A 25403-nucleotide genomic window follows, 5' to 3' on the forward strand; every position below is an offset into this window, starting at 1 on the left:
GCTGTGGGTACTCATTAGTACTATTACTCTAAGTCAATATCACTTTAAACAATACTTACGTCGAGTTAGTAGGATTCATATCAATGAAAAAGTTAATCGCTGCCGCCAGCTTATGTGTTGCAAGTTTTAGCACGCATGCTGTTATTACTGTTCCTGAATATGATGTCAATGCTGGTAAACAGATCGTTGAAACCGTCTGTGCCGCCTGTCATGGTGTAGATGGAGTGAGTGCTATTCCCGCTCAAGCCAACTTGGGTGGACAGAACGTTAGATATCTCTATAAGCAATTGGTAAACTTTAAAACTGGACTGCGCAAAAACGGTATTATGCAGTCACAAGTTGCTAACTTGTCCCAGCAAGATATGGCCAATGTGGCAGGATACTATTCTGAGCAGCCCATTTGGAGTGTAGGTCTAGGTAATCCTGCTACTGCTGAAGCGGCAACTAAACTGTATTTGGGTGGTGATAAATCTCGTGGTGTGATCGGTTGTGCTGGTTGCCATGGTCCAGATGCTGCTGGTAATGAGTGGGCGGCTTTTCCACGTCTAGGTGGGCAACATGCTGAATATGTTGCTAATCAGTTGAAACTATTCCGTGCTGCTGGCCGTGAAGACGATATTGCTAGTGATGACCAAAAGCGGGTTAATGACACGGATAGTGAAGGCGAAAAAGGCATGATGCAGACCGTAGCGGCAAGACTGTCAGATCGTGATATTCGTATTTTATCAGACTATATAAGCGCCCTTCATTAAGCCGATTGACCGGCTTTATTACGTCGCTGGCTTTCTGATGTCATTTACTAGATATTAGCTACTACAGCCAATTAATAAACTCTAGTCATTAAACCCCGTTATCGGGGTTTTTTTATAGCTGTATATCCTCTAGGAATGGTTTTGTTGTACCATAATACGGTAACACTATAAGAAATTATGATAACCTGCGCTCAATCTATTTGCTTTTTATTGTTTTGACTAAACAGCCCCTATTATAAACTTTAGACCGTTTGGATTAAGATTATGATGATCCGCTATGCTTCTTATTTTATGGCGGCTTTATTGCCGCTATTACTATTTCGCTGGTTTGCACCGGCTTCTATTGGTGAGATTGATTTTTGGTTACTCTGGCTTTTAGCGATGGTGTTGGTTTCATTGCCAGTCGTCTATGCCGAGATTGCCCTTGCTTATCGTAGTGTCGATGAGCCGCTAGCAGGTATGCAAAAGCTGACTCGAGAGGCTGATACCAGTCCCTTATGGCGTAGCTTTGGTTGGCTGGCAGCGCTGGTCTCTATTATCATCGCAGCGCTAGTTATATCGGGTGCAGGCGTTGGTATATTGTCAGCATTGAACGAGCTTAATAGTGCTCCTGCGGTGCCAAGCTTTGCGATAGCAGGTGGTTTGATGGTCATTGCTGTGTTACTCAGCTTATTGGGTGTAACACCACTTCCTATCGGCCTTGGCTTGATGGTTATTGGTCTATTAGTAGGACTGCTAGGCGGTTTACCGCAGATTAGCTTCGCTATGACCGCCATTAGCTTGAGTGAATGGGCACGGGCCGTAGCTCTAGCACTAGTTAGCGTTGGCGCTGGTACAGGGCTATATTGGTTCAGTCAGCATCTGGTAACCAAGCAAACCGTTACGGCCGTAGAAGGTGAGCGTTATAATGCTACGTCTAGATTGCCAGCTTCTGCTAAGTCTAGGACGTATCGTGCGTCCAAGCTGGTGCTTCCTATTTGGATATTACAGTTGGTAGTGGGTGTTATAGCGCTACTTATTAGTGGTTTAACTTTGACGCCTATTAGCCAGTTATTGTACTGGGTAGGCGTGGTATTCGTCGCTAGCTATTTGCTCCATTATAGCGTCCAGCAGTTATCACATAAGTTCGGGCTACTGGTCAGCTTAATCATAACTTTTATATTAGCTATTATATTAGTCATCGCTATACCCACTAACTGGCTGGTTGGGTTATTGGTTGTCATTAGCACTATAGCGGTATTACTACTATCGGTATTTGCTGGTTGGAAAATGAAGATTAGCCATTTACGTAAGTCTTTGAACTTTGGCAATGAAGCATTTTACAATCTATGGCGCATAGCTATTCGTCTGATCGTGCCGTTAGCATTGATATTAGCGTTGATAGGTTGGGTGATGCAGTGGTTAGCTTAGCAGCAGAATTAACGCAAACAGATCATTCAGCTAATGAGCATGAGCGCTCATCAACCTCTATCACGGTATATCTTGCTTATGCTGAAACTGCAACTAAGCAGCATTATAAGTCGCTACAAGTTAGTAAGGGAGCTACCTTGTACCAAGCGCTTGCCCAAGCAGGCTGGCTAATACGGTTTCCAGATCTGGCATCGTGGTGTGAGCAAGTAGCAAGCATCGAGACGCCAGCAGCGAAACGCTGGCATGTGGGTATCTATGCCAAAAAGCAACCGCTCAGTTATCAGCTGCAGGCACAAGATCGTATTGAAGTCTATCGCAGTTTAAGCGCTGATCCAATGGCTCAGCGCTTAACTAAAAGTAAGGCCAAATAACCTATTCGCTAAAAGCATTTCTTTATTATTAGCCAATAGAAGATGCTAACTTAAGAAACCGGTAGAGTTTCAATACCTTCAATACGGTTGACCAAGCCATTATTATCAAAATAAATAACTAAATGTTGGCTGGCATTTTTGACATCAGCGATACCCTTACGCTCGCCTTCTGTTCCTGCTTTATAATCATAAATATAGTCCCAGCGGTTAGGCGCGAGGGTATCTCTAATAGCAGGGCTGCCTAGTAGGTACAACACTTGGTTTTGATTCATGCCCACTTGTAATTTTTGGGCTTGAGTTTGGGTTATAGGAGTTCCTTGTGGCAGATCTATCTTATAGACACTCAATAAAGAGCAGCCAGATAGTCCAAGGGTAGCGCCTAAAGCAGTGGTGAGCAAAAGCTTACGCATGGAAGAGAGTGATAATAGGCTTGAGGTACGAGATGTTGACGGCTTTATCATGATAAAGTGACTCATAAATAATGGGTTAAGCACAGCGAGTAGCAATTAGTGCCAGCCTCACCGGCAATCTTGAACAAATGATACGTCATTTACTTGCAATTGCCTACCACTTACGACATTATTTATAAAACGCTATTCGAGGGTATGGTTAGCAGCTCAGATAAATATTATGTTTCAAATTCATAGACTTGCACTATCTTTATCAGATAATGTTAAGCTATAGTCTATAGAAAGTAACATCAATCTAACACTAAGGTTTAATGAGCTAAGGTTGCTTTCCTATAATAATTATACTTTTATCTATTTTATTTATTTGCTAAGACTTTATAGTCAGAAGGGATATTATGGCTTCTATTACCAATCAAGACTTACGTAAAGCGGGATTAAAAGTCACCTTACCGCGAATCAAAATTTTAGAACTGCTCGAAAGTGCTGAGCGTCATCATATGAGTGCTGAAGAGGTCTATAAAGCGCTGATTGAACAAGGTGAAGATGTGGGATTGGCTACTGTATATCGAGTGCTTACTCAGTTTGAACAAGCAGGTATCGTTGAGCGTCACAACTTTGAGAACAATCTATCGGTGTTCGAGATTACCCAGGAGGAGCATCATGATCATCTGGTATGCGATATCTGTGGCAAAATTATTGAATTTCATAATGAAATCATTGAAGCTGAACAACTTAAAGTGGCTGATGAGCATGGTTTTAAGTTGTCAGGTCATTCATTAGTGCTCTACGGTATCTGTAACAATCAGGCTTGTCAGGATAGTGCAAAATAGCCTTAAGCTTCTCAAAATAAAACACTATAAAAAACAGCGCTCATATTGAGGGCTGTTTTTTATGCCGATGGTTTTATACTAATAGATCGGGGTCGCTATTCAATGAGCTGCTCTTAGTTTAGGTTCAAAGATAAACTATCTGCGCCTTCATCAAGGTTATTATCTGCATTTTTACTACTGAGTTTGATTTTTAGACGTAAATCATTAGGGGAGTCAGCATGCTTAATGGCATCGCTATAGGTAATCTCTCCATTTTCATAAAGGTCGAACAATGCCTGATCAAAGGTTTGCATACCGCTATCTCGTGAGCGCGTCATAACTTCCTTGAGCTCATGCACTTCACCTTTACGAATATAATCACTTATTAGTTGTGAATTAAGCAAGATCTCGATAGCTACTCTACGTCCTTTGCCATCAGGAGTTGGAATCAATTGCTGAGCGATAATAGCTCTTAGATTCAATGATAAATCCATAAATAACTGACTATGACGCTCGCTTTCAAAGAAGTGAATAATACGGTCAATAGCTTGGTTGGCATTGTTGGCGTGCAAGGTTGCAAATACTAAGTGTCCGGTCTCCGCATATTGAATAGCATAGCTCATGACTTCACGGTTACGAATCTCGCCGATCAAAATAACGTCGGGCGCTTGACGTAAGGTGTTCTTGAGACCCGCTTCAAACGAATGCGTATCGATACCCACTTCGCGCTGGGTAATGATACAGCCCTGATGCTGATGGACAAATTCGATGGGGTCCTCAATAGTAATGATATGACCATGCGAATGCTGGTTACGGTGCCCTACCATAGCAGCGAGCGTTGTCGATTTACCAGTACCAGTAGCACCTACTAATAGAATAATGCCACGTTTTTGCATAGCAAGCTCGGTCAACGAAGCAGGCAGTCTGAGCTCTTCAACCGTCGGAATTTTATTTTCAATCTTCCGTAATACCATGCCGGCCATATCGCGCTGCATAAAAGCACTGACTCGAAACCGTGCTTGTTGCGCCTTATCGGTAATAGCAAACTGACATTCGTTAGTTTTATCAAACTCCTCTTGTTGGCTGATGGTCATGATGCTCTTAACCAGCGCCATAGTCTGTTCAGCAGTCAAAGGCAGCTTACCAATCGGACGGATAGCACCATTGATTTTCATTGATGGAGCAACATTGGCAGTAATAAAGAGATCGGAGCCGTTATTTTTGACCATTAAATGTAGTAGCTTATCAAATTCCATAGCACGTACCTGTTATCCTTAAAAATGCATTTAAATAAATGCTTCTGGCTGTTTAGCATAGGGACGAGCAACGTCTTTGGTGATGACCCCTTTTGACACTAAGTTCTTTAGGGTTTGATCAAGGGTAATCATACCGTCACCAGCGCCGGTTTGGATAGAAGAGTACATTTGCGCAATTTTATTTTCACGGATGAGATTACGGATGGCGGGGGTGCCAAGCATAATCTCATGGGCAGCCACTCGGCCACCGGCGCTACGTCTTAATAAGGTTTGGGAAATTACCGCTTGTAAAGATTCAGATATCATTGCTCGAATCATGTCTTTTTCAGCAGCAGGGAAGACGTCAATTACTCGGTCAATGGTTTTAGCAGCTGAACTGGTATGCAAGGTGCCAAAGACCAGATGGCCAGTTTCAGCAGCGGTCAAGGCTAAACGAATAGTTTCCAGATCACGAAGCTCACCAACTAGGATAACATCCGGATCTTCCCGCAAAGCTGAGCGTAATGCAGGCTCAAAGCCTAAGGTGTCACGGTGAACTTCACGCTGATTGATCAGGCTTTTTTTGGATTCATGGACAAATTCTATAGGATCCTCGATGGTCAAGATATGCTCTTTTCGAGTCTCATTGATATAATCAATCATGGCGGCAAGGGTGGTTGACTTACCAGAGCCGGTAGGGCCTGTAACCAATACTATGCCGCGTTTGAAGTCTGAGACACGCTTGAAGACATCGCCCATTCCTAAGTCATCTAAGGTAAGTACTTTTGATGGAATGGTACGAAATACGGCACCTGCGCCCCGATTTTGATTGAAAGCGTTAACCCGGAATCGTGCAAGCTTTGGAATCTCAAAAGAAAAATCTGTTTCAAAAAACTCCTCGAAATCTGCACGCTGTTTGTCATTCATGATGTCATAAATGAGCTGATGCACGACTTGATGGGTCATCGGCGGCATATTAATACGGGTCATTTCACCATCGACACGTATCATAGCCGGCATTCCAGCGGAGATATGCAAATCTGATGCTTGATGCTTAACCGTAAAGCGCAGCAGATCTTCGATACTTAAGTTACTTTTTTCAGTCATAACCGCACAATCCCATTAATTTATAAGCGTCAAACAAAGAAAACGTAGCAACAAATAAAACGGTAGCCTTAATTACAATTTCTTCTATTTACAGCATTATTAGTTAGATAATGTAACAATATGATAACAAAATCAAGTTACATTAACCATCTACTACCATAAATAAATGCAAAAATATTGAAGTTTTAGACGATACTCAATTTTGTTAGCTATTATTTGTTATGCTCTCCTATGTATGATTAACCTATAAATATTAGAAGGTAAGCATCTTTATGAATACCCAACCAAGCCTAAACCAAAAGTTTGATCCGCATGCTGATTTTGACAAAAATAATTCTAATAGTATTGATAAGCCGCTGCTGATCGATAATTGGCAACAAGTGCGAGGGCAGCTTGAGCAAGCTTGCAGTCAAGCACATATTAGCGACATGGATAAGGTAAAGCTCCTTGCGGTGTCAAAAACTAAACCTGCTGAGATGATTGCCTCTTTGGCTCAAGAAGGACAACGTGATTTTGGTGAGAACTATCTACAAGAAGCTATCGAAAAGATAAAAGCACTGCAAGGCCATCAGGAGAGTGAGAATGTAGTATGGCACTACATCGGTCATATTCAGCGTAATAAAACTCGTGATATCGCCGAGCATTTTGATTGGGTACAGACCATTGAGCGAGACATTATTGCTAAACGCCTAAACGAGCAGCGTCCGCAGGATATGTCGCCTCTTAAGGTATTGATTCAAGTTAATATTGATGATGAAGAAAGTAAATCAGGCTGTCGTCCTGAAGAGCTCCAGAAATTGATTGAGACTATCAAGGATTATGAACGCCTGCAGCTACGGGGGTTAATGATTATCCCAGCTGTCGATGATACCGATGCGTTTATGCGCACTAAACAGTTGTTCGATGAGGTCAAACAGACTCATCCAGAGCTGGATAATTGGGATACTTTGAGCATGGGAATGAGTGGTGATATGACCGAAGCTATTGCCCAGGGTTCTACTATGGTACGAGTGGGCACCGCCATATTTGGTGCACGCGACTAAATTATTTTTGCACTATAACCATGCGCATTCAACATGCTCATTTAAGCAATTGCTTAATTAAATGTTAAGGTAGGTCATCAAGTTTGGTCACCAATAACTGATTAATTTTCAGGTTATTGGTCGCCAATACTTCAAAGCGATAGTTGCCATATTCAAGACTATCGGTCTTTTTGGGGATTTTACGCAGCATATAAGTCATAAAGCCGCTAATGGTTTCGTAGTTTTCACTATAAGGCAGGCTGATGATACCGAGCGCACGCACCACATCCTCAATAGGGGTCATACCATCGATGAGCCAAGAGTCATCAGCGCGCTGCACAATAGGCTGCTCCTCCACAGTCACCAGTTCGCCCATAACGATACTCATCACATCTCTTAAGGTGATAACACCAACTACTAAAGCGTACTCATTAATGATAACAGCGAAATCTGCGCCAGTAGACTTAAAAGTCTCTAACACTTCAAATAAAGATAAGTTATTGGGAATAAATAGTGCGGGTTTTAACAGCGCTTTATCGTTGAGGCTGACCTCTTGCTGCTCCAGCACTAACGCTAAGAATTGTCTAGATTCTACGTAACCTATGATATGTTCTAGATCATCATCATTGCAAACTAAAAATTTATTGTGGGGTTGGCGAATCATAGTCTCGACCACCTCCTCAGAGGAAGCGTTGCTATCAAAATAGACGATATGTTCGCGTGGATTCATAACTGATGTGACAGTACGTGCTTGCATCTCAAAGATATTTTCGATCAGATGGTGTTCTTGTTGTTTGATGACTCCAGCTTCAGCACCAGCATCCATCACCGCATAAATATCCTCTGAGGTCATATCATCTTGACGAACTGTTGACACCCCAAAGGCTTTGAATAGCAAGTTAGCTGCGCCATCGAAAACCCAAATAATAGGCTTAAAGATAAAGATTAAAACCATCATCGGTCTGACTAACTTTACCGCAATATTGTCAGCGTTCGACATCGCCAGGCGTCTAGGCATCAAATCAGCAAGTAGAGAAAACACACTAGTGATTATGACGAAAGAGATAACCGAAGCTAATGCTTCATGGTCGAATATGCTTAGTAAATACGGACTGATTGCAGACTCGCCAATCGCCCCAGCGGAGATGGCGACCGCATTGAGCACCACTTGAACTACAGTAATGAAGCTACCAGAATGCTCTTGCATGTAGAGGACGTGAAGCGCACGCTTATCCCCCTCTTTTGCCATAACTTGAAGTTTAATTTTGCGACTGGCGGCGATAGCAATTTCGGCACCAGAGACAAAGGCACTGAGCGCCAGTAATAAAAGAAGAAACACACTAGCAGTTAGCAAGCTCATGAAATACTCGGATAAAAATAAATGGGGTCGTTGATAACAAAAAAAAGCTGGGCAAAAACCCAGCTAATTATAAAGTAAAGCAATAAGATAGAGTTAAGTTTAAAACACTTAATAAAGCTTAGCCATTTATGGACCACTTATTAACCAGTGGATAACGACGCTCGCGCCCAAAGGCTTTATGGCTAATTTTAGTACCAATAGGGGCTTGACGGCGTTTATACTCACTATTATCTACCATTTTGATGATTTTAGCGACTATATTAGCATCAAAGCCTTTGTCGATAATATCTTGATAGCCCATATCTTCATCGATATATAAGGTTAAAATACCATCTAATACGTCATAGTCAGGCAGACTATCTTGGTCTTTTTGATCTGGTCGCAGCTCAGCTGACGGCGGGCGAGTAATCACTCTTTCCGGGATAACCGGTGTATCTTCAAGACGGTTACGATAGTTGGCAAGGTCATAAACTTTTGACTTATAAACATCTTTTAAGACATCAAATCCGCCCGCCATATCCCCATATAGAGTCGAGTAGCCCACCGCCAATTCGGATTTGTTACCGGTGGTCAGCACTAAGTGTCCAAACTTATTCGACAGCGCCATTAAGACAACTCCGCGTGCGCGGGCTTGAATATTCTCTTCGGTAGTGTCTGCTGGCGACTGGTTGAATAAGGGGGCAAGGGTATGGCGGATACCTTCGACCGCATCGAAGATAGGGCAGACGGTATAAGAGACATTCAATCGACGCGCTTGAGCCTGTGCGTCCTCCAAACTGATCTTGGAAGTATATTCATAAGGCATCATAACCGCATAAACTTTATCCGCACCCAAAGCGTCAACGGCGATACATAAGGTTAACGCCGAATCTATGCCACCTGATAGACCAATCAAGACGCCAGAAAACCCAGAATGATAGACGTAATCACGCAAGCCTACCACTAACGCCTGATAAATCTCTGACTCACGGCTGAGGGTCAACGGAGCTTTGGCTTGGGCATCAAACTTAGAGCTACCGACCTCTAAAGTAGTTAATAGCAACTGCTCGACAAAACGTGAGGCCTCGTGGGCGACCGTGCCATCGGCTTGTACCGCCATCGAACCACCGTCGAATACTAAGTCATCTTGACCACCCACTGCATTAATATAAACAATAGGCAAGTTATGTTCACGACTACGTTTGGTTAGCATGGCCTTGCGATTGTCTTGTTTCTCCATCTCAAAAGGTGAAGCGTTTAGACTGACGACAATATCAGCGCCTTGCTTTTTTAGCTCAGCAATGGGCCCTTTTTCCCATAGGTCTTCACAAATGAGCAAGCCAATGGTGATACCTTTATAGTCGAATAGTACTTGATTACGGCCTCTATCGAAATAACGACGTTCATCGAATACTCCATAATTAGGCAAGAATTGCTTATGGTAAAACCCTTTTTGATGACCGTTATGTAGAATAGCAGCGGAGTTAAAAGTACCATGGTGGTCTACATGCGGGTAGCCCACGATCATGACAATATCTTCGATATCACTCAGTGCTGACAAGGCGCTTTTGACCCGTCCGGAGAGACTAGGACGTAATAGTAAGTCCTGCGGTGGATAACCTATCAAAGCCAGCTCGGGGAAAACGATGACATCAGCGCCTTGATCTCGTGCTTGCAATGCTAAAGTACGCATTTTTTCAGCGTTAGCGGTAATATCGCCGACTAAAAAATGTGACTGCGCTAAAGCAAAAGTGACCGTATTTGGAGGCGGTGTCAGGTTGGGATTATCAGTGTCTTTTGACATTGTTATTGTTCCTATCTATATATTATTTAGAATTTAAGGGGTGTTAAAAGATTTAAATATTGCACTCAAGTTATAAATATTAAAAATTAACTAAAAAAATTATGCCGTCAGCAATGCGCTGTCTGCATAGATAACGCTTAGCTATAAGCGCTGCTAAAGCCAGTTATCAACTGTAGTATTTTAAAGGTGTTGATAGAATAGACTAAGTGCTAGAATGACATTTAAATGCTGTTAAATAGTTAAAACAACATTAATTAATCACTTTAGTATAACATCAATTGTTAATGCTACGAAAACGTAGCAGTATTTTGTCCGCTTTAATCGATAACTTTTTGTATAAAAAAATGATAAATAAAACAGATTAAATAATAGCCATTTAGTTATTATCTTATTGATAATCCTACTGTTGACTAGCTATTTACTATGGATGAAATTGTAAGTAAAAATTACAACTCAACATTATTTATTTATAATATCTTATTGCATAATGAACTTTAACAGCTAAGTTTATTCGTTTATAACTATCAATCGCTATCAAATTTATATTATTTTGCCAATTGCCAATAGATATCGTTTATAAAAATACTTTGTAAACTAATGTCTGGGTGTTTATATGTTTTTCAGTGGAATCATATTAGATTTTACTGTCAATTTTTGGTTTATTTTCTATGATTGAAAACTGGACAAAAGAGGTGGTGATTCAGCGTTTACTAGCAATAACTTTGCTGGTAGCGCTGTTTATTTTATGCTTTCAGGTGGTACAGTTTTTTATTGTGCCGGCATTGTGGGCGGCGATTTTGGCCTACGTAACTTTTCCTATTTATAAGTTCTTTCACAAAAAGGCAAAGTTTGGTCCCAGTTTTAGCGCTGGCATCATGACCGTTAGCATCTCCTTAATTATCGGGGTGCCTCTGGTTATAGGGGTATTCATCTTACAGCAGGAGGCGCTTAGCCTTTATAGCAACTTTATCTACCGAATTAAAGCGGGCTATCTTGACGTCCCTGAATCTATCAAAGATTTACCAGTGATTGGTCAACAAATTAAAGATACCTTATGGCGCATCAATCAAAACCCTGAAGGGACATTGGAAGCCTTTAGAAACTGGATCCAGTCGCATCTCTATTATGGCAAGGTGGCGCTTGATGTGGTTCTAAGTAGCCTGACCAAGCTTGGCATGGCATTGATGACCCTATTCTTTTTTTATCGTGATGGTATTAGTCTGGTGCGGCAAATTCGTCAAGCGCTACGCAACATCATTGGCAATCGTATCGATGGTTATATCGACTCGGTTGGTATGACTACGCGGGCGGTGGTGTATGGCATCGGTCTGACGGCGCTAGCTCAGGCTTTACTCGCTGGTGTGGGCTACTACTTTGCTGATGCTCCGAGTCCTATTTTATTAACTATTCTTACTTTTGTGATTGCTTTAATCCCATTTGGTACGCCATTCGTTTGGGGCGCAGTGTCAGTTTGGTTACTGAGTCAAGGGCAGACTTTAGAAGGTATTGGGCTGGGCTTATGGGGTATGTTAGTAGTCAGCTGGGTGGATAATTTGATTCGGCCTATTGTCATCAGCGGCGCTACCAAGATTCCATTTATCATTATCTTTATTGGGGTCTTAGGGGGACTGACCGCTTTTGGTTTTGTCGGTCTATTTATTGGCCCAGTCGTATTGGCTATTGGACTTGCCGTCTGGCGTGAATGGATATCTCAACATGAAAATGAGATATTTGCACCAAAAGAGCGCACCCTTACTAATAATCAAATGTTATTAAAATTTGATGAGTACGACCAAGACAATAAAAATGATAAGCCTAATAAATCATAATGATTTAAAGCTGAAAGTTAAGACCTTATAAACAAACAATTATAAAGGAGCTTATTTATGACTAATAAGCTTACTATCCTCGCTGATAGTAATATTGCCAGTCTTGATGATTTTTTTAATACTGAGGCGCTGGCAGCAACCCATCTTCAAGAAGTGGACGTCATCAAAGTAGCTGGGCGTGATATCAATGCGGCACTACTCGCGCAGATAGAACCTGAGGTACTACTGGTGCGCTCGGTAACGCCGGTAAATGAGGCTTTGTTAGCAAACAATCAAAGCGTTCACTTTGTGGGCTCTGCCACCTTAGGCACTGATCATGTCGATCAGCCGTATTTAGCGGCGCGTAATATCACCTTTGCCAATGCCGCTGGCAGTAGTAAGCATTCGGTCGCCCAGTATGTGCTGAGCGCTATAATGACCCTGCATCCCGAGTATTGGCAGCAGTCCATGACACTAGGTATTATCGGCTTAGGTAACATCGGTAGCACTCTTGCGCAGTACGCTGACGATTTAGGCTGGCAAGTATTAGGCTATGATCCTTTATTGCCGGTGTCAAACCTGAATAACGCCAGCTTTGAGCAGGTCATTAACCAAAGTGATGTCATCAGTTTACATGTACCGCTCACCGATAAAAAACATAATGATAATCAAGATAATCAAATCAGTAGTGATTACCCCACGCGCCATTTAATAGATCAAAGCGCATTAAATATGATGCCAGCTCAAACGCTGTTGATTAATAGCGCCCGTGGACCAGTCATTGATAACGCTGCGCTTGTAGCGGATATCCAAAAAAGTAATAGGCAAGTCGTACTCGACGTATTTGAAGATGAACCACAAATAGCCGAACAGCTACTTTCTAAGCTAGCTCTTGCTACTCCGCATATTGCTGGCTATAGCTTGGAGGGTAAGCTGCGCGGCACTCAAATGATTTATGAGGCTTTCTGCGCACATATGGATATACTGCCCAAGCAGTCTATGCATCATCTGCTCCCTGTTAATATGTACCTTTGGTCGGAGTTAAAATCGCATCCAGATAAATTGCCCAAGTTCTATGACATCAGGCAAGATGATCAGCAGCTACGTGCCCAGTGTAAGGAAGGTCAGGTAAATGGGCAGGACTTTGATAATCTGCGCCGTGACTATCATTTGCGCCGTGAATGGCAGTTTGGTAATTGAGCACAAATAGGACAGGAATAAATGAGCAATGAGCGTAAATCCCTTTAACGTAGACGCTGTTGAAAACAATATTAATCATAAGCCTAATAACAATATTAATAGTAATGAGGCTAAAAGTTATGCTCCGACTATGACTTTAGCCATGGCAAAAAAACGCGCGCAGCTGTTAGCGGATATTCGTAAGTTCTTCGCGCAGCGGCAAGTATTAGAGGTGCAAACGCCGATGCTTTCGCAAGCGGGCAATACCGATACCTTTTTGCAATCCGTAGCGGCTAATGTCACTTATCAAGATAAGGCGCAGATGTTTTATTTGCATACCTCGCCTGAATTTGCCATGAAGCGTTTGCTGGCCAGCTGGCAAGTGGCTATTTATCAGATTTGCCCCGTGTTTCGTGATAACGAGATAGGAACACAGCATAATATTGAATTTACTATGCTGGAGTGGTATCAACCGGGTTATAGTTTGACGGATTTAGCGGAGGAGTTGGGTCAACTGCTAGAAGTGTTATATGGTTATCCTATCGTTATGAGTCATTATCGCTATGTCGATGCTTTTATGGACTATGTAGGTATCCATCCGCTGACCGCTAGTATTGAAGCACTACAAGCTGTTGCCGAAGATAAAGGCTTAGCAGGTTTAAATTTTGAGATAACGCCCATTAATAATGAGACGAATGAGCAAGAAGACTTGATAGATATCCGCCAAAGCTGGCTGGATCTGTTATTTAGTCATATTGTTGAGCCTAATTTAGGCCATAATCTGCCCACTTTGATTATTGATTATCCGCCAGCTACTGCAGCTTTGGCAAAGACTGCTATAGATAAAGAGGGTAATCTAGTCGCCAAGCGTTTTGAGCTGTATATCAAAGGCATTGAGATTGCCAACGCTTATGATGAATTAGCTGATGGGCAAGCTTTGCGTCAGCGTTTTGAGCAGGATAATATCTTACGCCGCCATCACGGTTTGCCGTCGATGCCTATAGATGAGCATTTATTGAAGGCAAGTGATGATTTGCCTGCTTGTAGCGGCATAGCGGTTGGTTTAGATCGATTGCTGATGGTGATTAGTTCGGCTGATAGTCTACAAGAGGTCATTCCTTTCCCTAGTGGTTTGGCTTAGGTTGATGGTATTAGGTTTATTACTCAGTAAATCCTACTTTAATCCCAGCACAAGTAAAAGCGGGCAAACCAAAAGGTTCGCCCGCTTTATTACTATTTATTACCATGCTATTTTTGACTTACTAAGCTAAGCGCTTATAGGTTTGCAATAGCTTGTTTAATCTCAGTATCGCCATTTTGCATGTGGAATACTTTTTTGCTGGCATTATCGGCATTAAGTACGGCAGCTAGAGTCGCAGCTACGTCTTCAATCGAGTTTTCGCCAGCCTCATTCGTGTTTATAGCAATTTTACCAGTACCAGCACGTTCTTTTAGGGCACCGGGTTGGACGATGGTGTAATCCAAAGTGCTGTCGTTAACCAACCAGTTATCGGCATAGTGCTTACCGATGTAATATTCTTTTAATTCAGCAATGGCAGGATTATCCCATTTGCTGGTATCCATTGAGTATACTGAGCTCAGCATAATATAACGCTGAATGCCTTTATCCTGAGCAGCTTGCATGGTTTTGACGGCACCATGCAGATCGACTTCTAGTATATCTTTGCCACCAGAGCCGGCTACAAAATAAACGGCTTCGATATCATCGTCCATTTGTTTTTGAATCTCATCTTTATTAGCGGTAAGATCCAAGTCTAATTGGCTGTAGTTGCTGTTATCGAATAGTTGTTTATCTTGGCGAGTCGTACCGATGACTTGGTGGTTATCGTCTAATAATTGCTCGACTAATTTACCGCCAACACGGCCACTAGCACCTATAACTAAAATTTTCATATTATTTCCTATTATTGTTAATGTATTTTAAGAAGTTAGCAAAAGTTATTCATTTTTAATTTTGATTTATTGCTAATAACTAGGTATACAATAACAAAAAAAGTTGACGCACTCAGTTATGATAAGTGGCTATTAAATTATGTTTGGTTGCAGAATGTAAGGGTTTGCAAGATATAAAAGAGGATAAGCTATAAAAGAAAATAGTGAGCCTTAAATGTTGGCAGATTAACGAATTAACAGATATTAACGAACCAAACGATTAAGGCCATCAGCAAAGGCTTTTTTATCACGATCGCCATAAGGCTTTTGCCCGCTCATCTCTTGGAGTTCTAACACCCCAGTACCGCGCATGGTGTCCATAAAGTCGCGCATGTTGAGCTTTTGCTTGATGTTATTCTTATCGTAAACCACCCCGCGCGCCGTGAGTACTTTACCGCCTTTATCGAGAATGTCATTAGCTAAAGGAATGTCGCTAGTAATCGCCAAATCGCCGGCTTGAATATTTTCGGCGATATAATCATCGGCTTTATCAAACCCTTGCGGCACCACGGTCATCACTAATAATGGCGATTTACGTAGTTTAATCGGCTGATTGGCGACGAATATCGCCACCGTCTTGGTACGCTCAGCAGTTTTTATAATCAAGTCTTTGGCGATCAGAGGTACTGAGTCCGCATCTACCCAAATTTGCATTATTTTTTAGCCTCTTTACGCTCATTATCCGTTTGCTTTTTAGTATTAGCTTTTTGATTATCCATATCTCTGTCTTTTTGAAGTTGCTCAGCTTCAGCGTCGCTAACAGTGGTATCACTAACAATAGCGTCGGTATCAGCAACTTCAACTTTATCATCAGCTTCACTTTGAGCATTGCTATTGGTATTGAGATTCTTTTCCAGACCCACTTTATTGGGTAATACCGCAATCAGCTGATCTAATGCCGTGTCTAAGTCCGCAACGTCATTAGGCATTAAGGTAATATGGGCGATTTTACGCTCTTCACGTTCCTGTTTATGATAGCTGTGATAATGAGCGCCATCGATAGCGGCGACAGCACTGATATCAGGATATTGTCCCAATACGTTGACCATAATGGCGGGATGAATATTATCCGTATCCCCCAAAGGCAGGCCTACAACGGCACGGATATGGTTCTCAAATTGACTGGTAATGGCGCCCTCAATACTCCAGTGTCCAGAATTATGTACCCGCGGGGCAATCTCATTAGCCAGCAAATAGTCATGTCCACGCTCATCTTTACTGACGAATAATTCAAGTGCCATTACGCCGACATAATTTAAATGATTCATCAGGGTAGTCATAGAAGCTTTTGCTTGTGCAAATAAATGACTGGTACCTACGGCTGGTGCTTGTGTCTTGGCTAAAATCCCGTGATGATGATGGTTTTCTACCAGATCGTAACAGCGTACGCTGCCATCTTGTCCACGGGCGGCTATAATAGAAACTTCACGGCTAAAATGAATAAAGCCTTCTGCAATTAAAGGAGCAGGCGTTGGGGTTAAGCTGCCTTTACCACTAACCGCATCTTTTAACGCATGCCACGCCTCATTAATATCTTCTTGCTGTTTTATGACGTACTGACCTTTGCCATCATAACCGCCACGACTGGTCTTGAGCACAATAGGTAGACCCAATTGCTCACAGGCTTGCTTAAGCTCCTTTAGTGAGCTGACCGCCATAAAAGGCACGGTAGCGATATCTAAATCGTTAAATAGCTGTTTTTCTTTTAAACGGTCTTGAGCGATATCAAGGGCAATGGGGGGCGGAAACATACCTTGCTTGTGCTTATCAGCGGACAGTTTTGCGAGCTTTTCAACCGTTGCAGTCGGCGTATTTTCAAACTCTAAAGTAAAAACATCCGCCGCCGTAATAAAATCTTCTAATTGCTCGCTACTATAAACTTGTCCATATAGGCTAGCGGGGCAATCTGCATTGTTTTCTAGAAACACGCAGCGATAACCAAGGGGTAGCGCTGCCTGTGCCAGCATCATGCCGAGCTGACCACCACCTAAAATACCGATGGTATGAATGGTTTGAGTAACGGGATAAGCAGATGCTGTAATCATGATGGGCTCTTTGAATCAAAAATGGGTGATTATTAATTTTGGATACTTGTTAATCATTAAATAATAGACGATTATCAAAATAATAAATGGTGATCAGTAAATAGAAATAGGAAAAGGTGCACTTTATGCACCTTATCTCTAGTAAAACCTATTTGAAAATAAATATCAAGTCAAGGAAAACGCTATTCATTTTGTGATCAGTTATAAGCGTTAAGTATTTATAATACCGGGTGTAGGACTGTTTAAGATAGTCTCAGTTTGTGCCTGACGAAGGCTATGGAGCTTGGCGGCGATACTTTCGTCATGTAATGCTAGAATTTGAATAGTGAGTAGGGCTGCATTATAAGCACCCGCTGTACCGATAGCTAAAGTACCTACCGCCACGCCTTTTGGCATCTGGACGATAGATAATAAACTATCCCAGCCGCTCAGCATAGAGGATTTCACAGGGACTCCTAATACCGGTAAAGGAGTTTGGCTGGCACACATACCGGGCAGATGAGCTGCGCCGCCGGCACCAGCGATAATAACCTGCAAGCCTTTATCTTTTGCGCCTTTAGCATAATCAAATAGACGATCAGGCGTCCGGTGAGCTGAAACTACTTCACACTCAAAAGCGATATCAAAGTCGGCTAATAACTGCGCCGCACTATGCATGGTCGCCCAATCAGATTGTGAGCCCATAATGATACCGACTTTGGCTTGACCAGCAGGCGAGTCGATAGGGGCAAGTTGCTCAGCAGCGGAGCTAGTATTCGATGTGGCGCTCATAGTGCACTATCCTCAAAAGGACCATCATACAAAAATTTGGGGTCAACCGTAAAGCCCCGTTTAACTTTTGTTCTAAAATGCAGTCTCATTACTTTGACTAAGCCGTCTGATCGTGACGATATTGGACAAAATTATCAGCCAATAAAGGCAGCGGATTATCAGTATCTAATTGATAGCAAGTCAGATAGCCACTATCTATGGCGGCCGAATAGTCGGTACAAACCACTTGCAGGCTTAGCGGTTCAGGCTTGCCCGTTAACCAGTAATGACCGACAAACACCGGCTTATCAGTCTTGATGGCAAAGTTGATATTTTCGGCTAAAGCATCTATCGGGATTTGCGCCAAAGCTGACATCGGCGCGCGCGCAATCTCATGGATAGTACGTGAGTTTAGGTTATCAAGCCACCAGCGCACCCGCACCCGCGTGCGTTTGGTTCCTTCTTTATCGACCATCACTATGCCGTCTGGTAGTGGCGTTTCTACGCCTTTGAGCACTCGCTCCAAAGCATCAAAAGGCACGCTATGCTCTTTTGAGGTCACGACCAGTCCTTGCGGCGTCAAGCGGTTATCATCGGTAAGCAGTGGTTGCAGAATAGCCATGCTATCCACATCCCAGCAAGCATGGACAAAGCAGGCATAATCAGTTTCAAGCCATAATGGAATCTCATAAAGCCGTTTGAGCCAGTATTGATGCAGCTCTGAGCCAAAAGGCACTTCTGCCAAAAACGCTTGATGTTGGCGTGTATGAATCTCACTATGTGAGCGCAGATAGCGTTTTTTGCTCTTGGAGCTATCAGGATCCAGAGTAGCAAAGGCTAGTGCATTGTACTCATGATTGCCCATCACTACATCAGCAACACCGGCGTCAATCATCGCAAACACAATCTCAAGGGTCGCCAACTGCTGAGGGCCACGATCAATCAAGTCACCAATGAACAAAGCTCGATGATTCGCTGGCGGGACAAAATATTGTCCATTATGGACATAACCCAACTGCTCAAGCAGGCCGATAAGCTTGTCAGCATAACCGTGAATATCACCAATAACATCTATAATCATAAAATCTATCTAATCTCAAATAATCAAAGCTAAAGTTTTTAGGCTAAAAGCTGGTAGCTCAAAAGCTTGGCGATAATAGCGCATTAATAAAGTGAGGTAAGACCCGAGGCTCCAAGGCAATAGTTGCTACTACACCGAACGCACCGCCCCACAGGTGGGCCATATGGTTGATATTAGAGCCGCCCCGTTTATTCGCATTGATACTATAAACCACATAAGCCACGGCAAATAAAATGGCAGGAATCGGAATAACTGCAAACAAATAAATCATATCCCACGGCGCTAGTAAGATAAAGGCGAACAATACCGCCGACACCCCACCGGATGCGCCCAAACTTAGGTAGCTGGCATTGCCTTTATTTTTCAAATAACTGGGTATCATCGCTACAATAATAGCCAATAAATAAAAGACGATAAAACCATAACCGCCTAAGAAAGGCTCGTATAATCCTTCAATAGCTCGCCCAAAGAAGTATAAGGTAAACATGTTGAATAGCAAATGCATACTATCGGCGTGAATAAAACCATGAGTGATAAAACGATACCATTGGCCATCTTCGATAGCTGGTGGGTAGAATATCAACCGATTAAGTACCGCTTTATTTTGCCAAGCTATCAAGCTGACAATAACAGTAACTATAATTATAAGCGTAGTATGATTGAACAAAAAAAATATCCTTAGGTTAGGCTTCATTAGAACGTATTTTTAAATATTCGATATGCCCTAGTGGAACCTAAGCATGATAATAGCTACAGTAATTGAGGTCGTTTGTCTGAAAATATCTTCAAAAAAATAAGCAGTTTTGGTACATAGATTGCATAGAATACATTATGAATGGCGGCTATTGATAAAAGTAAGCTGGCAGCATCTATAGTTTTAGCCGCTAGCTAAGCTTATTCATAAAGTACCAAACACGCATTATATAGAATTTATAATCTTACTGAGACTATATATTAAGCTTAAAGGGTAAGTGTCGGTCAACCCCTTTTACATAGCTATACAAATAAGTCCGAATTTGTCATGAACATAACATCGATACTCTATAACTTGTACTTTAAAGTGTTGTTTATACTAATTGAGGCTATGTTTTATGCGCTCAGATAACTGTTTAGATAATCGCTTATATAGTTCGTTTTACGATTTAGCCACTTCTATAATTTAGCAAAAATTACCACCCAACTGACGATTCATAGCATCTATTTACGATCTATAGTATTTATCCTATGGTATTTATCGTTATTTAAAAGTAACGCCAAAAGGCAGCATTCATGACTATCCTTGCTCAACTTGAAGATACAGTTACTACTGCCTTACTAGCTCGAATCAATCAAGAAAATAGTATCGCCTATATCAGTTTATTGGAGATATTTTATGCTTTGCTGATAGTGCGTCTGCTGTCCTCGGACATTGATATAAAAGCACTACCTGCTGAAAAGCTAATGGCAGAAGTGCAGATAGGCCAACTAAATAGCGCCCATCCGTTATTTGAGTGTTTATGGCCACTTTCAAGTCAGCGTAGGTTGATGGTTGCAGAGTTAGCCGCCACTTATCATATAGATGAGAGACAAGTCACTGACTTATTGATTTGGGCTGCACCACTGGCTTATCGTGAGCTTAGAGTATTGTCTGAGGGTAAGTTTTTGCCTGTATTCTTGCAGCAGCAGCAAGCAGTAGTGCGCCCGTATTTACCAGTTTGGGCGGAGTCAGTAGTTGCTACTGAATCAGCAGCGCTAATGAGCAGTCAAGACGATAAGCTTAACCCTGACCAATTAATTGAGCAAACTCAAGATACAGCGGTTATAAACCGATTAGAAAATGAGCAAGTATCGACAAATAAAGATTCGTCAACTTATGAGTCAATAACTAAACCAGAATTATCTGCAGTAGAATTGGATCCAGCATCGATGGCTAATGATGCCTTCTATGACAACCCATCAAATAGACAATACTCTAAGCACACTCCTTTAACCCATAAAAATAGACGACTAGGCATAAAAGCACTAGTAGTTTTTAGTACTTTAATGGCCATTGCAGGGTTGTGGGTATTGTTCATACAACCCAATAGCATAATAGTTAATGAAGCAGTAGTAGCAGAGTCAACCACTACGTCAGCTGCTGATGTGTTAACTCCTATCCAGCTCCTGGTTGGGGTAGACGATAGTGGGAGCCTTTACACTTGTAGCGCAAGTGTGGGAGGTGCTCATTTGCAGAGTGAACTGATGCAAGCGCTTACTACTAGCTTTGGCGCTCAAGCTAGTATTTGTGAGCTAACGATAAAATCAGGTGTGGCTGAGCATTTAGATGACCTTCGTATTGATATAAATACTTTATCAAAAATATTTGATTTGCTTAAATCCGTCCCTTTTTCCCGCTTACAGCTGCATGACAATAGCCTTGAATTGCAAGCTCCTGACGAGGCCATGCTAACGAATTTATTGATGGAGATGCGAGCAGTGTCTCCAACATTAACCATTACTGTAGAATCCTCTTCATTATCATCAACGAATAAGACTGGCGATAATTATGAAAACGATACTATAGATAATAGTACTGAAGATAATAGTACTGAAGATAATAATACTGAGGATAATAGCTCTGACAATGAGCTTGGTGGTAGCGAGGGCAGTAGCTTCAGAGCTAATACCGATATCAGTCCCAATTTAGATTATCAACCCGCAGATGAAGATGACCTCACAGGCAATAATATAGAGCCTGCTCCTTTTACCAGTGGTAATAGTCAGCGCAGTAGAAACTTAAATAATCAGCCAACGAACGCTATCTCAAGGTCAGAGGTTGAGGACTTAGCGGGGACCATTATTGTGGCAGAGCAGTTATCTAATGAAAGTCGAGTTGAGTAAAATAGTAAATTTTAAGGCTCTAATTGCTCATAGAGCTTCATCTACTTATAGGATTTTTAAGGTATAAGGAGATTCTAGCTACTGTATGCTCACTATAGTTACGTGTCCTCACTGAAAAATTACCTATTGTATCATTTGTACAACAGCCCATTTATTGTGAACAAGGGGTTATCATCCTATCATTATATTTATAGTGAGATTGAGATTTACTTAATTGGAAATTAATAAAAACTTTGCTATAGCTGCTATGAACTAGTTAAAGCTACATACTTTAGAGGCATGCAAGGTAAAACTCTCAAAAGATATAAAACAATGATAATTGGAGGATGAAATATTATGGATATTATTAGTCATTTAACCCGAACCGTCACCCCAGCAGTACTCGGTGACGATAACAACCCAGCGAAAAAGAGCTTGCTTGAGCAGTTCTATGCCATTTTTGCTGCACGTTTAGCGGACCAAGAAACTTATAATCGTTTTGCTAACGAGAATGTTGCTCGTGATGATCAAGGTTTTTATGATCGTGTGTGGACTGACGGTGCGCATCGTGACCAGATTTCGCGTGAGCTTGCAGGGGCACATAATGTTGATGCAACAGCCTCTCGTGGCTTGGTTGCTATGGCAGCACCACTTGCCTATCATGAAATCAAAAATCTAGCCGGAACTACTCCTGTACCACAGTTTTTAAATGACAATTTATCCAGCTATCAAAAGCATATTCCTGCATGGGCGGGTGCGGTTGTTCCTGCTGGTATGGTAGCAGCGGCTCCAGCGGGTGCACGTATTTCTGATACTACTAGTACAGCGCCTTTACAGCGTCAAGAAGAACCAAAAGATGGCAGCTTTATGAAAGCTTTATTGCCAATTATTGGTTTGATTATTCTAGGTGCTCTAGCCTGGGCGTTACTACGTGGTTGCCAAGATAATCCAGAGCCGGTAGCAACACCAGTAGTCACTGAAGAGCAGCCTGTAGAGCAAGAGCAAGTAGTGGTAGTAGCTGATGTTGAGCCTGCTTCGATTCGTCTTGCGACTGGTGAAGCGAACACTTTATATGCTTGCCGCATGAACGTTGGTGATGAAGCTTTGCAAAATACAGTTATGGGCGCTCTATCTAATACCTTTGGCGGTGAAGCTGATAAATGCCGAGCTGATGTAGATGATAATTTCGCTACTGATATGCCTGCTGCGGATCAGCTTGCTACCATCTTACCCATATTCAGCAATGTTCCTAATGCGAGCATGGTTATAAAAGGTGACGAGATTACAGTTAACGCGCCAGATGAAGGAGTGCTAAATAAGCTAGTTAGTGACTTACAAGCTGCTGTTCCGGCAATGACAGTAGTTGCTGAAGGTCCACTAGATATTCAGAATGAAATTGAACAGAGTGTGACCGCTGCACAAACTGCTGTGGACAATCTAGGTGAAAATCCAGATCCACGTGATGTAGCTCGTGCACTAAGCCTGCAAGTGATTAACTTTGAGCTAGATAAAGCGTTTATCCCAGAAGTTAATAAACCTCTGCTTGATCGTGCTGCTCAACTTATGAAAGAAGTTCCTGATATGGAGCTAATGATTATTGGTCATACGGATAATCAAGCTTCTAATGCCTATAATATGGATTTATCACGTGATCGTGCTGAGTCTGTAAAAGAATATCTTATCGCTCAAGGCGTTGATGCGAATAAATTAACTACTAAAGGCATGGGCGAGACCGATCCAATTGCAGATAACTCAACAGAACAAGGCCGCTTCCGTAACCGCCGTATTGAATTTACCGTATATGATGAAGCGACTATGAGTGGCGATGGTATCTCAGTACGTGATATGGATACTGACCCCGACTTAAATCCGCTAGATAGTAACAATGATGATATGATGCCTGATGCGGATGATCGTACTAGAACTACTGGCACAGCTAATGTAAATATGCCAGACCCTGACTTGAATCCACTAGATGATAATAATGACGACGTATTGCCAGATAGTGATGATCCAAGCCGTGGTACAGCGCTAGATCCAAATGCTCAGTAAGTCAGTAATAAAGAAAGGTATTTAAATTTTAGTTAATAAAACCGCATCTTTTAAAGATGCGGTTTTTTAATGGGAGTAAAGGTTAAGTCAATTATAAAAGTTACTTGTAAACAGTAGGATCATTGGTTCTATGACTATTTTTTTCTACTGTCTGGTTAGCATTATCAGAGTCTGAGACAAAAAACGTCTGCATAACGGCTTGCCGAGCCTGCGACCAATAGCTAAATTGCTGACAGGTAGCCTCAAGACTGCCTTGCCACTGCGGTATCTGTCCACGCATAGTTTTAATGCGCTCTTGGTCGGGATAAGGGAGTTCTTGAGCGGCTTCAGCGGCTTCATGGGCAGCTACTCTATCGTTGCAAACCAAAGCGATATCACAGCCTGCCTCAATAGCGGCTTTTACCCGAGCGCTGACATCGCCTGCAGCTTGTGCGCCAGCCATAGATAGATCATCAGAGAATAATACCCCATCAAACTTCAGCTGCTTACGAATAATATCTTTCAGCCAAACCTTAGAAAAACCGGCAGGCTTATTATCGACTTGCGAAAAGATTACGTGGGCCGGCATCAAAGCATCTAGCCAAGGCAGAGTTTGAGCAAAGGGCTGCATATCGCTTGCCATAATCTCATCCAAGCTACGATCATCAATCGCTTCTGCCACATGCGAATCGGGCGCAACCGCTCCGTGCCCCGGGAAATGCTTACCGGTGGTTGCCATACCCGCCTCTTTCATACCGCGCATAAACTGGGTAGCAAGTGCTGTAATGATATTGGGATCTTGATGAAAGCTACGGTCACCAATGACCTGACTGACGCCGTCTCGATCCAGCACTGGCGCAAAGCTTATATCGATACCTACAGCCAGTACTTCAGTAGCCATCAAATAACCACAGTCGTAGGCTCTATTTAGGGCGAGGGTAGGGTTTTGATCAAATAGCTGACCCAACTTGCCCATCGCCGGCAGCGGTGTAAAACCATCACGCAATCTAGCTACGCGCCCTCCTTCTTGATCCACTCCTATTAATATATCAGGATTATGGTAGCGGATATCATCACATAATTGCCTTACCTGTACGGCATCCACCACATTACGTGCGAATAAAATAATGCCGCCAACTTGTGCTTGTTTGATTAAACTCACATCTTCTGCGGTCAAAGAAATATTGTCAATATCGATCATTAGTACGCCATACATGGTGCGCTCTCCAAAGTGCTATACAGAATTATTTACCGCGTTAAAAAATTTCTATTACCAGTTAGCTAATTATGCCAGTTATTATCTTCTAGTCCCATGTCGCTACTTTATAGTCTTTATATTATGATGGGTTCAACAATTGCTATTATTAATTGAAAATAACCATTTTATCTTTAACTAAAGTATTTGAAATGGAAAACTAAGATAAAAGATTAAAATAAAAGATGACAACTTTAAATAAAG

22 protein-coding genes are annotated in these 25403 nt (G+C 42.1%); 10 read left to right on the top strand and 12 right to left on the bottom strand.

All coding sequences use genetic code 11. The features are described 5' to 3' along the window. Positions 1-83 precede the first annotated feature (83 nt). The 3 genes from JMX18_RS11515 (at position 84) to JMX18_RS11525 (ending at position 2533) form a co-directional block, all read left to right on the top strand. On the top strand, positions 84-752 hold the full coding sequence (locus JMX18_RS11515) for a c-type cytochrome (RefSeq protein ID WP_201587835.1): 669 nt from the start codon (positions 84-86) through the stop codon (positions 750-752). Between the two features lie 264 nt (positions 753-1016). Beyond that, entirely contained in the window at positions 1017-2162 is a 1146-nt protein-coding gene (locus JMX18_RS11520) for a hypothetical protein (RefSeq protein ID WP_201587836.1), read from the top strand. Further along, the gene (locus JMX18_RS11525) at positions 2150-2533 is read left to right on the top strand and encodes an RnfH family protein (RefSeq protein WP_227674650.1); all 384 of its coding nucleotides are present in this window, start codon (positions 2150-2152) and stop codon (positions 2531-2533) included. The genes JMX18_RS11520 and JMX18_RS11525 overlap by 13 nt, the downstream gene beginning before the upstream one ends. 50 nt (positions 2534-2583) lie before the next feature. Here JMX18_RS11525 and JMX18_RS11530 read toward each other — a convergent pair whose 3' ends face one another. Then, on the bottom strand, positions 2584-2943 hold the full coding sequence (locus tag JMX18_RS11530; RefSeq protein ID WP_201588340.1) for an outer membrane protein assembly factor BamE: 360 nt from the start codon (positions 2941-2943) through the stop codon (positions 2584-2586). A gap of 395 nt (positions 2944-3338) precedes the next feature. Between JMX18_RS11530 and fur the strand changes: the two genes are divergently transcribed. Continuing rightward, the gene (gene fur, locus JMX18_RS11535; protein WP_201587840.1) at positions 3339-3773 is read left to right on the top strand and encodes a ferric iron uptake transcriptional regulator; all 435 of its coding nucleotides are present in this window, start codon (positions 3339-3341) and stop codon (positions 3771-3773) included. 113 nt (positions 3774-3886) lie between these two features. Here the strand turns inward: fur and JMX18_RS11540 are convergent, their stop codons facing one another. Beyond that, positions 3887-5008, bottom strand: coding sequence for a PilT/PilU family type 4a pilus ATPase (locus JMX18_RS11540; protein ID WP_201587842.1), 1122 nt, complete (start codon positions 5006-5008; stop codon positions 3887-3889). A 30-nt stretch (positions 5009-5038) separates the two neighbouring features. Further along, on the bottom strand, positions 5039-6094 hold the full coding sequence (locus tag JMX18_RS11545; protein ID WP_201587844.1) for a type IV pilus twitching motility protein PilT: 1056 nt from the start codon (positions 6092-6094) through the stop codon (positions 5039-5041). Between the two features lie 272 nt (positions 6095-6366). Here JMX18_RS11545 and JMX18_RS11550 point away from each other — a divergent pair, with 272 nt between their 5' ends. Beyond that, complete coding sequence (locus tag JMX18_RS11550) at positions 6367-7137, top strand: YggS family pyridoxal phosphate-dependent enzyme (protein ID WP_201587846.1); 771 nt, start codon at positions 6367-6369, stop codon at positions 7135-7137. Between the two features lie 64 nt (positions 7138-7201). Here the strand turns inward: JMX18_RS11550 and JMX18_RS11555 are convergent, their stop codons facing one another. Together JMX18_RS11555 and JMX18_RS11560 are read right to left on the bottom strand one after the other, a co-directional pair. Next, entirely contained in the window at positions 7202-8476 is a 1275-nt protein-coding gene (locus JMX18_RS11555) for a hemolysin family protein (protein WP_201587848.1), read from the bottom strand. 118 nt (positions 8477-8594) lie between these two features. Next, positions 8595-10259 (bottom strand): NAD+ synthase, encoded by a 1665-nt coding sequence (locus tag JMX18_RS11560; protein ID WP_201587849.1) that lies wholly within the window; start codon positions 10257-10259, stop codon positions 8595-8597. A 668-nt stretch (positions 10260-10927) separates the two neighbouring features. On the opposite strand from JMX18_RS11560, the gene JMX18_RS11565 reads away from it, so the two are divergent. The 3 genes from JMX18_RS11565 to epmA are packed head-to-tail and all read left to right on the top strand — an operon-like array spanning position 10928 to position 14387. Beyond that, complete coding sequence (locus JMX18_RS11565; protein ID WP_201587850.1) at positions 10928-12088, top strand: AI-2E family transporter; 1161 nt, start codon at positions 10928-10930, stop codon at positions 12086-12088. A gap of 57 nt (positions 12089-12145) precedes the next feature. Next, a complete protein-coding gene (locus tag JMX18_RS11570) occupies positions 12146-13267 on the top strand; it encodes a 4-phosphoerythronate dehydrogenase (protein WP_201587851.1) in 1122 nt (373 codons plus the stop codon). A gap of 28 nt (positions 13268-13295) precedes the next feature. After that, a complete protein-coding gene (gene epmA, locus JMX18_RS11575; RefSeq protein WP_201587852.1) occupies positions 13296-14387 on the top strand; it encodes an EF-P lysine aminoacylase EpmA in 1092 nt (363 codons plus the stop codon). Between the two features lie 134 nt (positions 14388-14521). Here epmA and JMX18_RS11580 read toward each other — a convergent pair whose 3' ends face one another. The 6 genes from JMX18_RS11580 to JMX18_RS11605 form a co-directional block, all read right to left on the bottom strand. Then, the gene (locus JMX18_RS11580) at positions 14522-15160 is read right to left on the bottom strand and encodes an NAD(P)H-binding protein (RefSeq protein WP_201587853.1); all 639 of its coding nucleotides are present in this window, start codon (positions 15158-15160) and stop codon (positions 14522-14524) included. Positions 15161-15403: 243 nt separating this feature from the next. Next, the gene (locus JMX18_RS11585) at positions 15404-15853 is read right to left on the bottom strand and encodes a YaiI/YqxD family protein (RefSeq protein ID WP_201587854.1); all 450 of its coding nucleotides are present in this window, start codon (positions 15851-15853) and stop codon (positions 15404-15406) included. After that, on the bottom strand, positions 15853-17244 hold the full coding sequence (locus JMX18_RS11590) for a 5-(carboxyamino)imidazole ribonucleotide synthase (protein ID WP_201587856.1): 1392 nt from the start codon (positions 17242-17244) through the stop codon (positions 15853-15855). Before JMX18_RS11590 ends, JMX18_RS11585 begins: the two co-directional genes overlap by 1 nt. Before the next feature lie 210 nt (positions 17245-17454). After that, positions 17455-18015 (bottom strand): 5-(carboxyamino)imidazole ribonucleotide mutase, encoded by a 561-nt coding sequence (gene purE, locus JMX18_RS11595; protein ID WP_201587858.1) that lies wholly within the window; start codon positions 18013-18015, stop codon positions 17455-17457. Between the two features lie 97 nt (positions 18016-18112). Next, complete coding sequence (locus JMX18_RS11600; RefSeq protein ID WP_201587859.1) at positions 18113-19075, bottom strand: metallophosphoesterase; 963 nt, start codon at positions 19073-19075, stop codon at positions 18113-18115. Positions 19076-19133: 58 nt separating this feature from the next. After that, positions 19134-19742: a rhomboid family intramembrane serine protease gene (locus JMX18_RS11605; RefSeq protein ID WP_227674651.1), complete on the bottom strand. Its 609-nt coding sequence runs from the start codon at positions 19740-19742 to the stop codon at positions 19134-19136. 602 nt (positions 19743-20344) lie between these two features. On the opposite strand from JMX18_RS11605, the gene JMX18_RS11610 reads away from it, so the two are divergent. Together JMX18_RS11610 and JMX18_RS11615 are read left to right on the top strand one after the other, a co-directional pair. Continuing rightward, positions 20345-21934 (top strand): hypothetical protein, encoded by a 1590-nt coding sequence (locus tag JMX18_RS11610; RefSeq protein ID WP_201587861.1) that lies wholly within the window; start codon positions 20345-20347, stop codon positions 21932-21934. 336 nt (positions 21935-22270) lie between these two features. Continuing rightward, positions 22271-23965, top strand: a complete 1695-nt coding sequence (locus tag JMX18_RS11615) for an OmpA family protein (RefSeq protein ID WP_201587862.1) — start codon at positions 22271-22273, stop codon at positions 23963-23965. Positions 23966-24065: 100 nt separating this feature from the next. Here the strand turns inward: JMX18_RS11615 and nagZ are convergent, their stop codons facing one another. Continuing rightward, on the bottom strand, positions 24066-25160 hold the full coding sequence (gene nagZ / locus JMX18_RS11620; RefSeq protein ID WP_201587863.1) for a beta-N-acetylhexosaminidase: 1095 nt from the start codon (positions 25158-25160) through the stop codon (positions 24066-24068). Between the last annotated feature and the right edge of the window lie 243 nt (positions 25161-25403).

The organism is Psychrobacter jeotgali, from assembly GCF_904846315.1.
GTDB classification, from domain to species: domain Bacteria; phylum Pseudomonadota; class Gammaproteobacteria; order Pseudomonadales; family Moraxellaceae; genus Psychrobacter; species Psychrobacter jeotgali.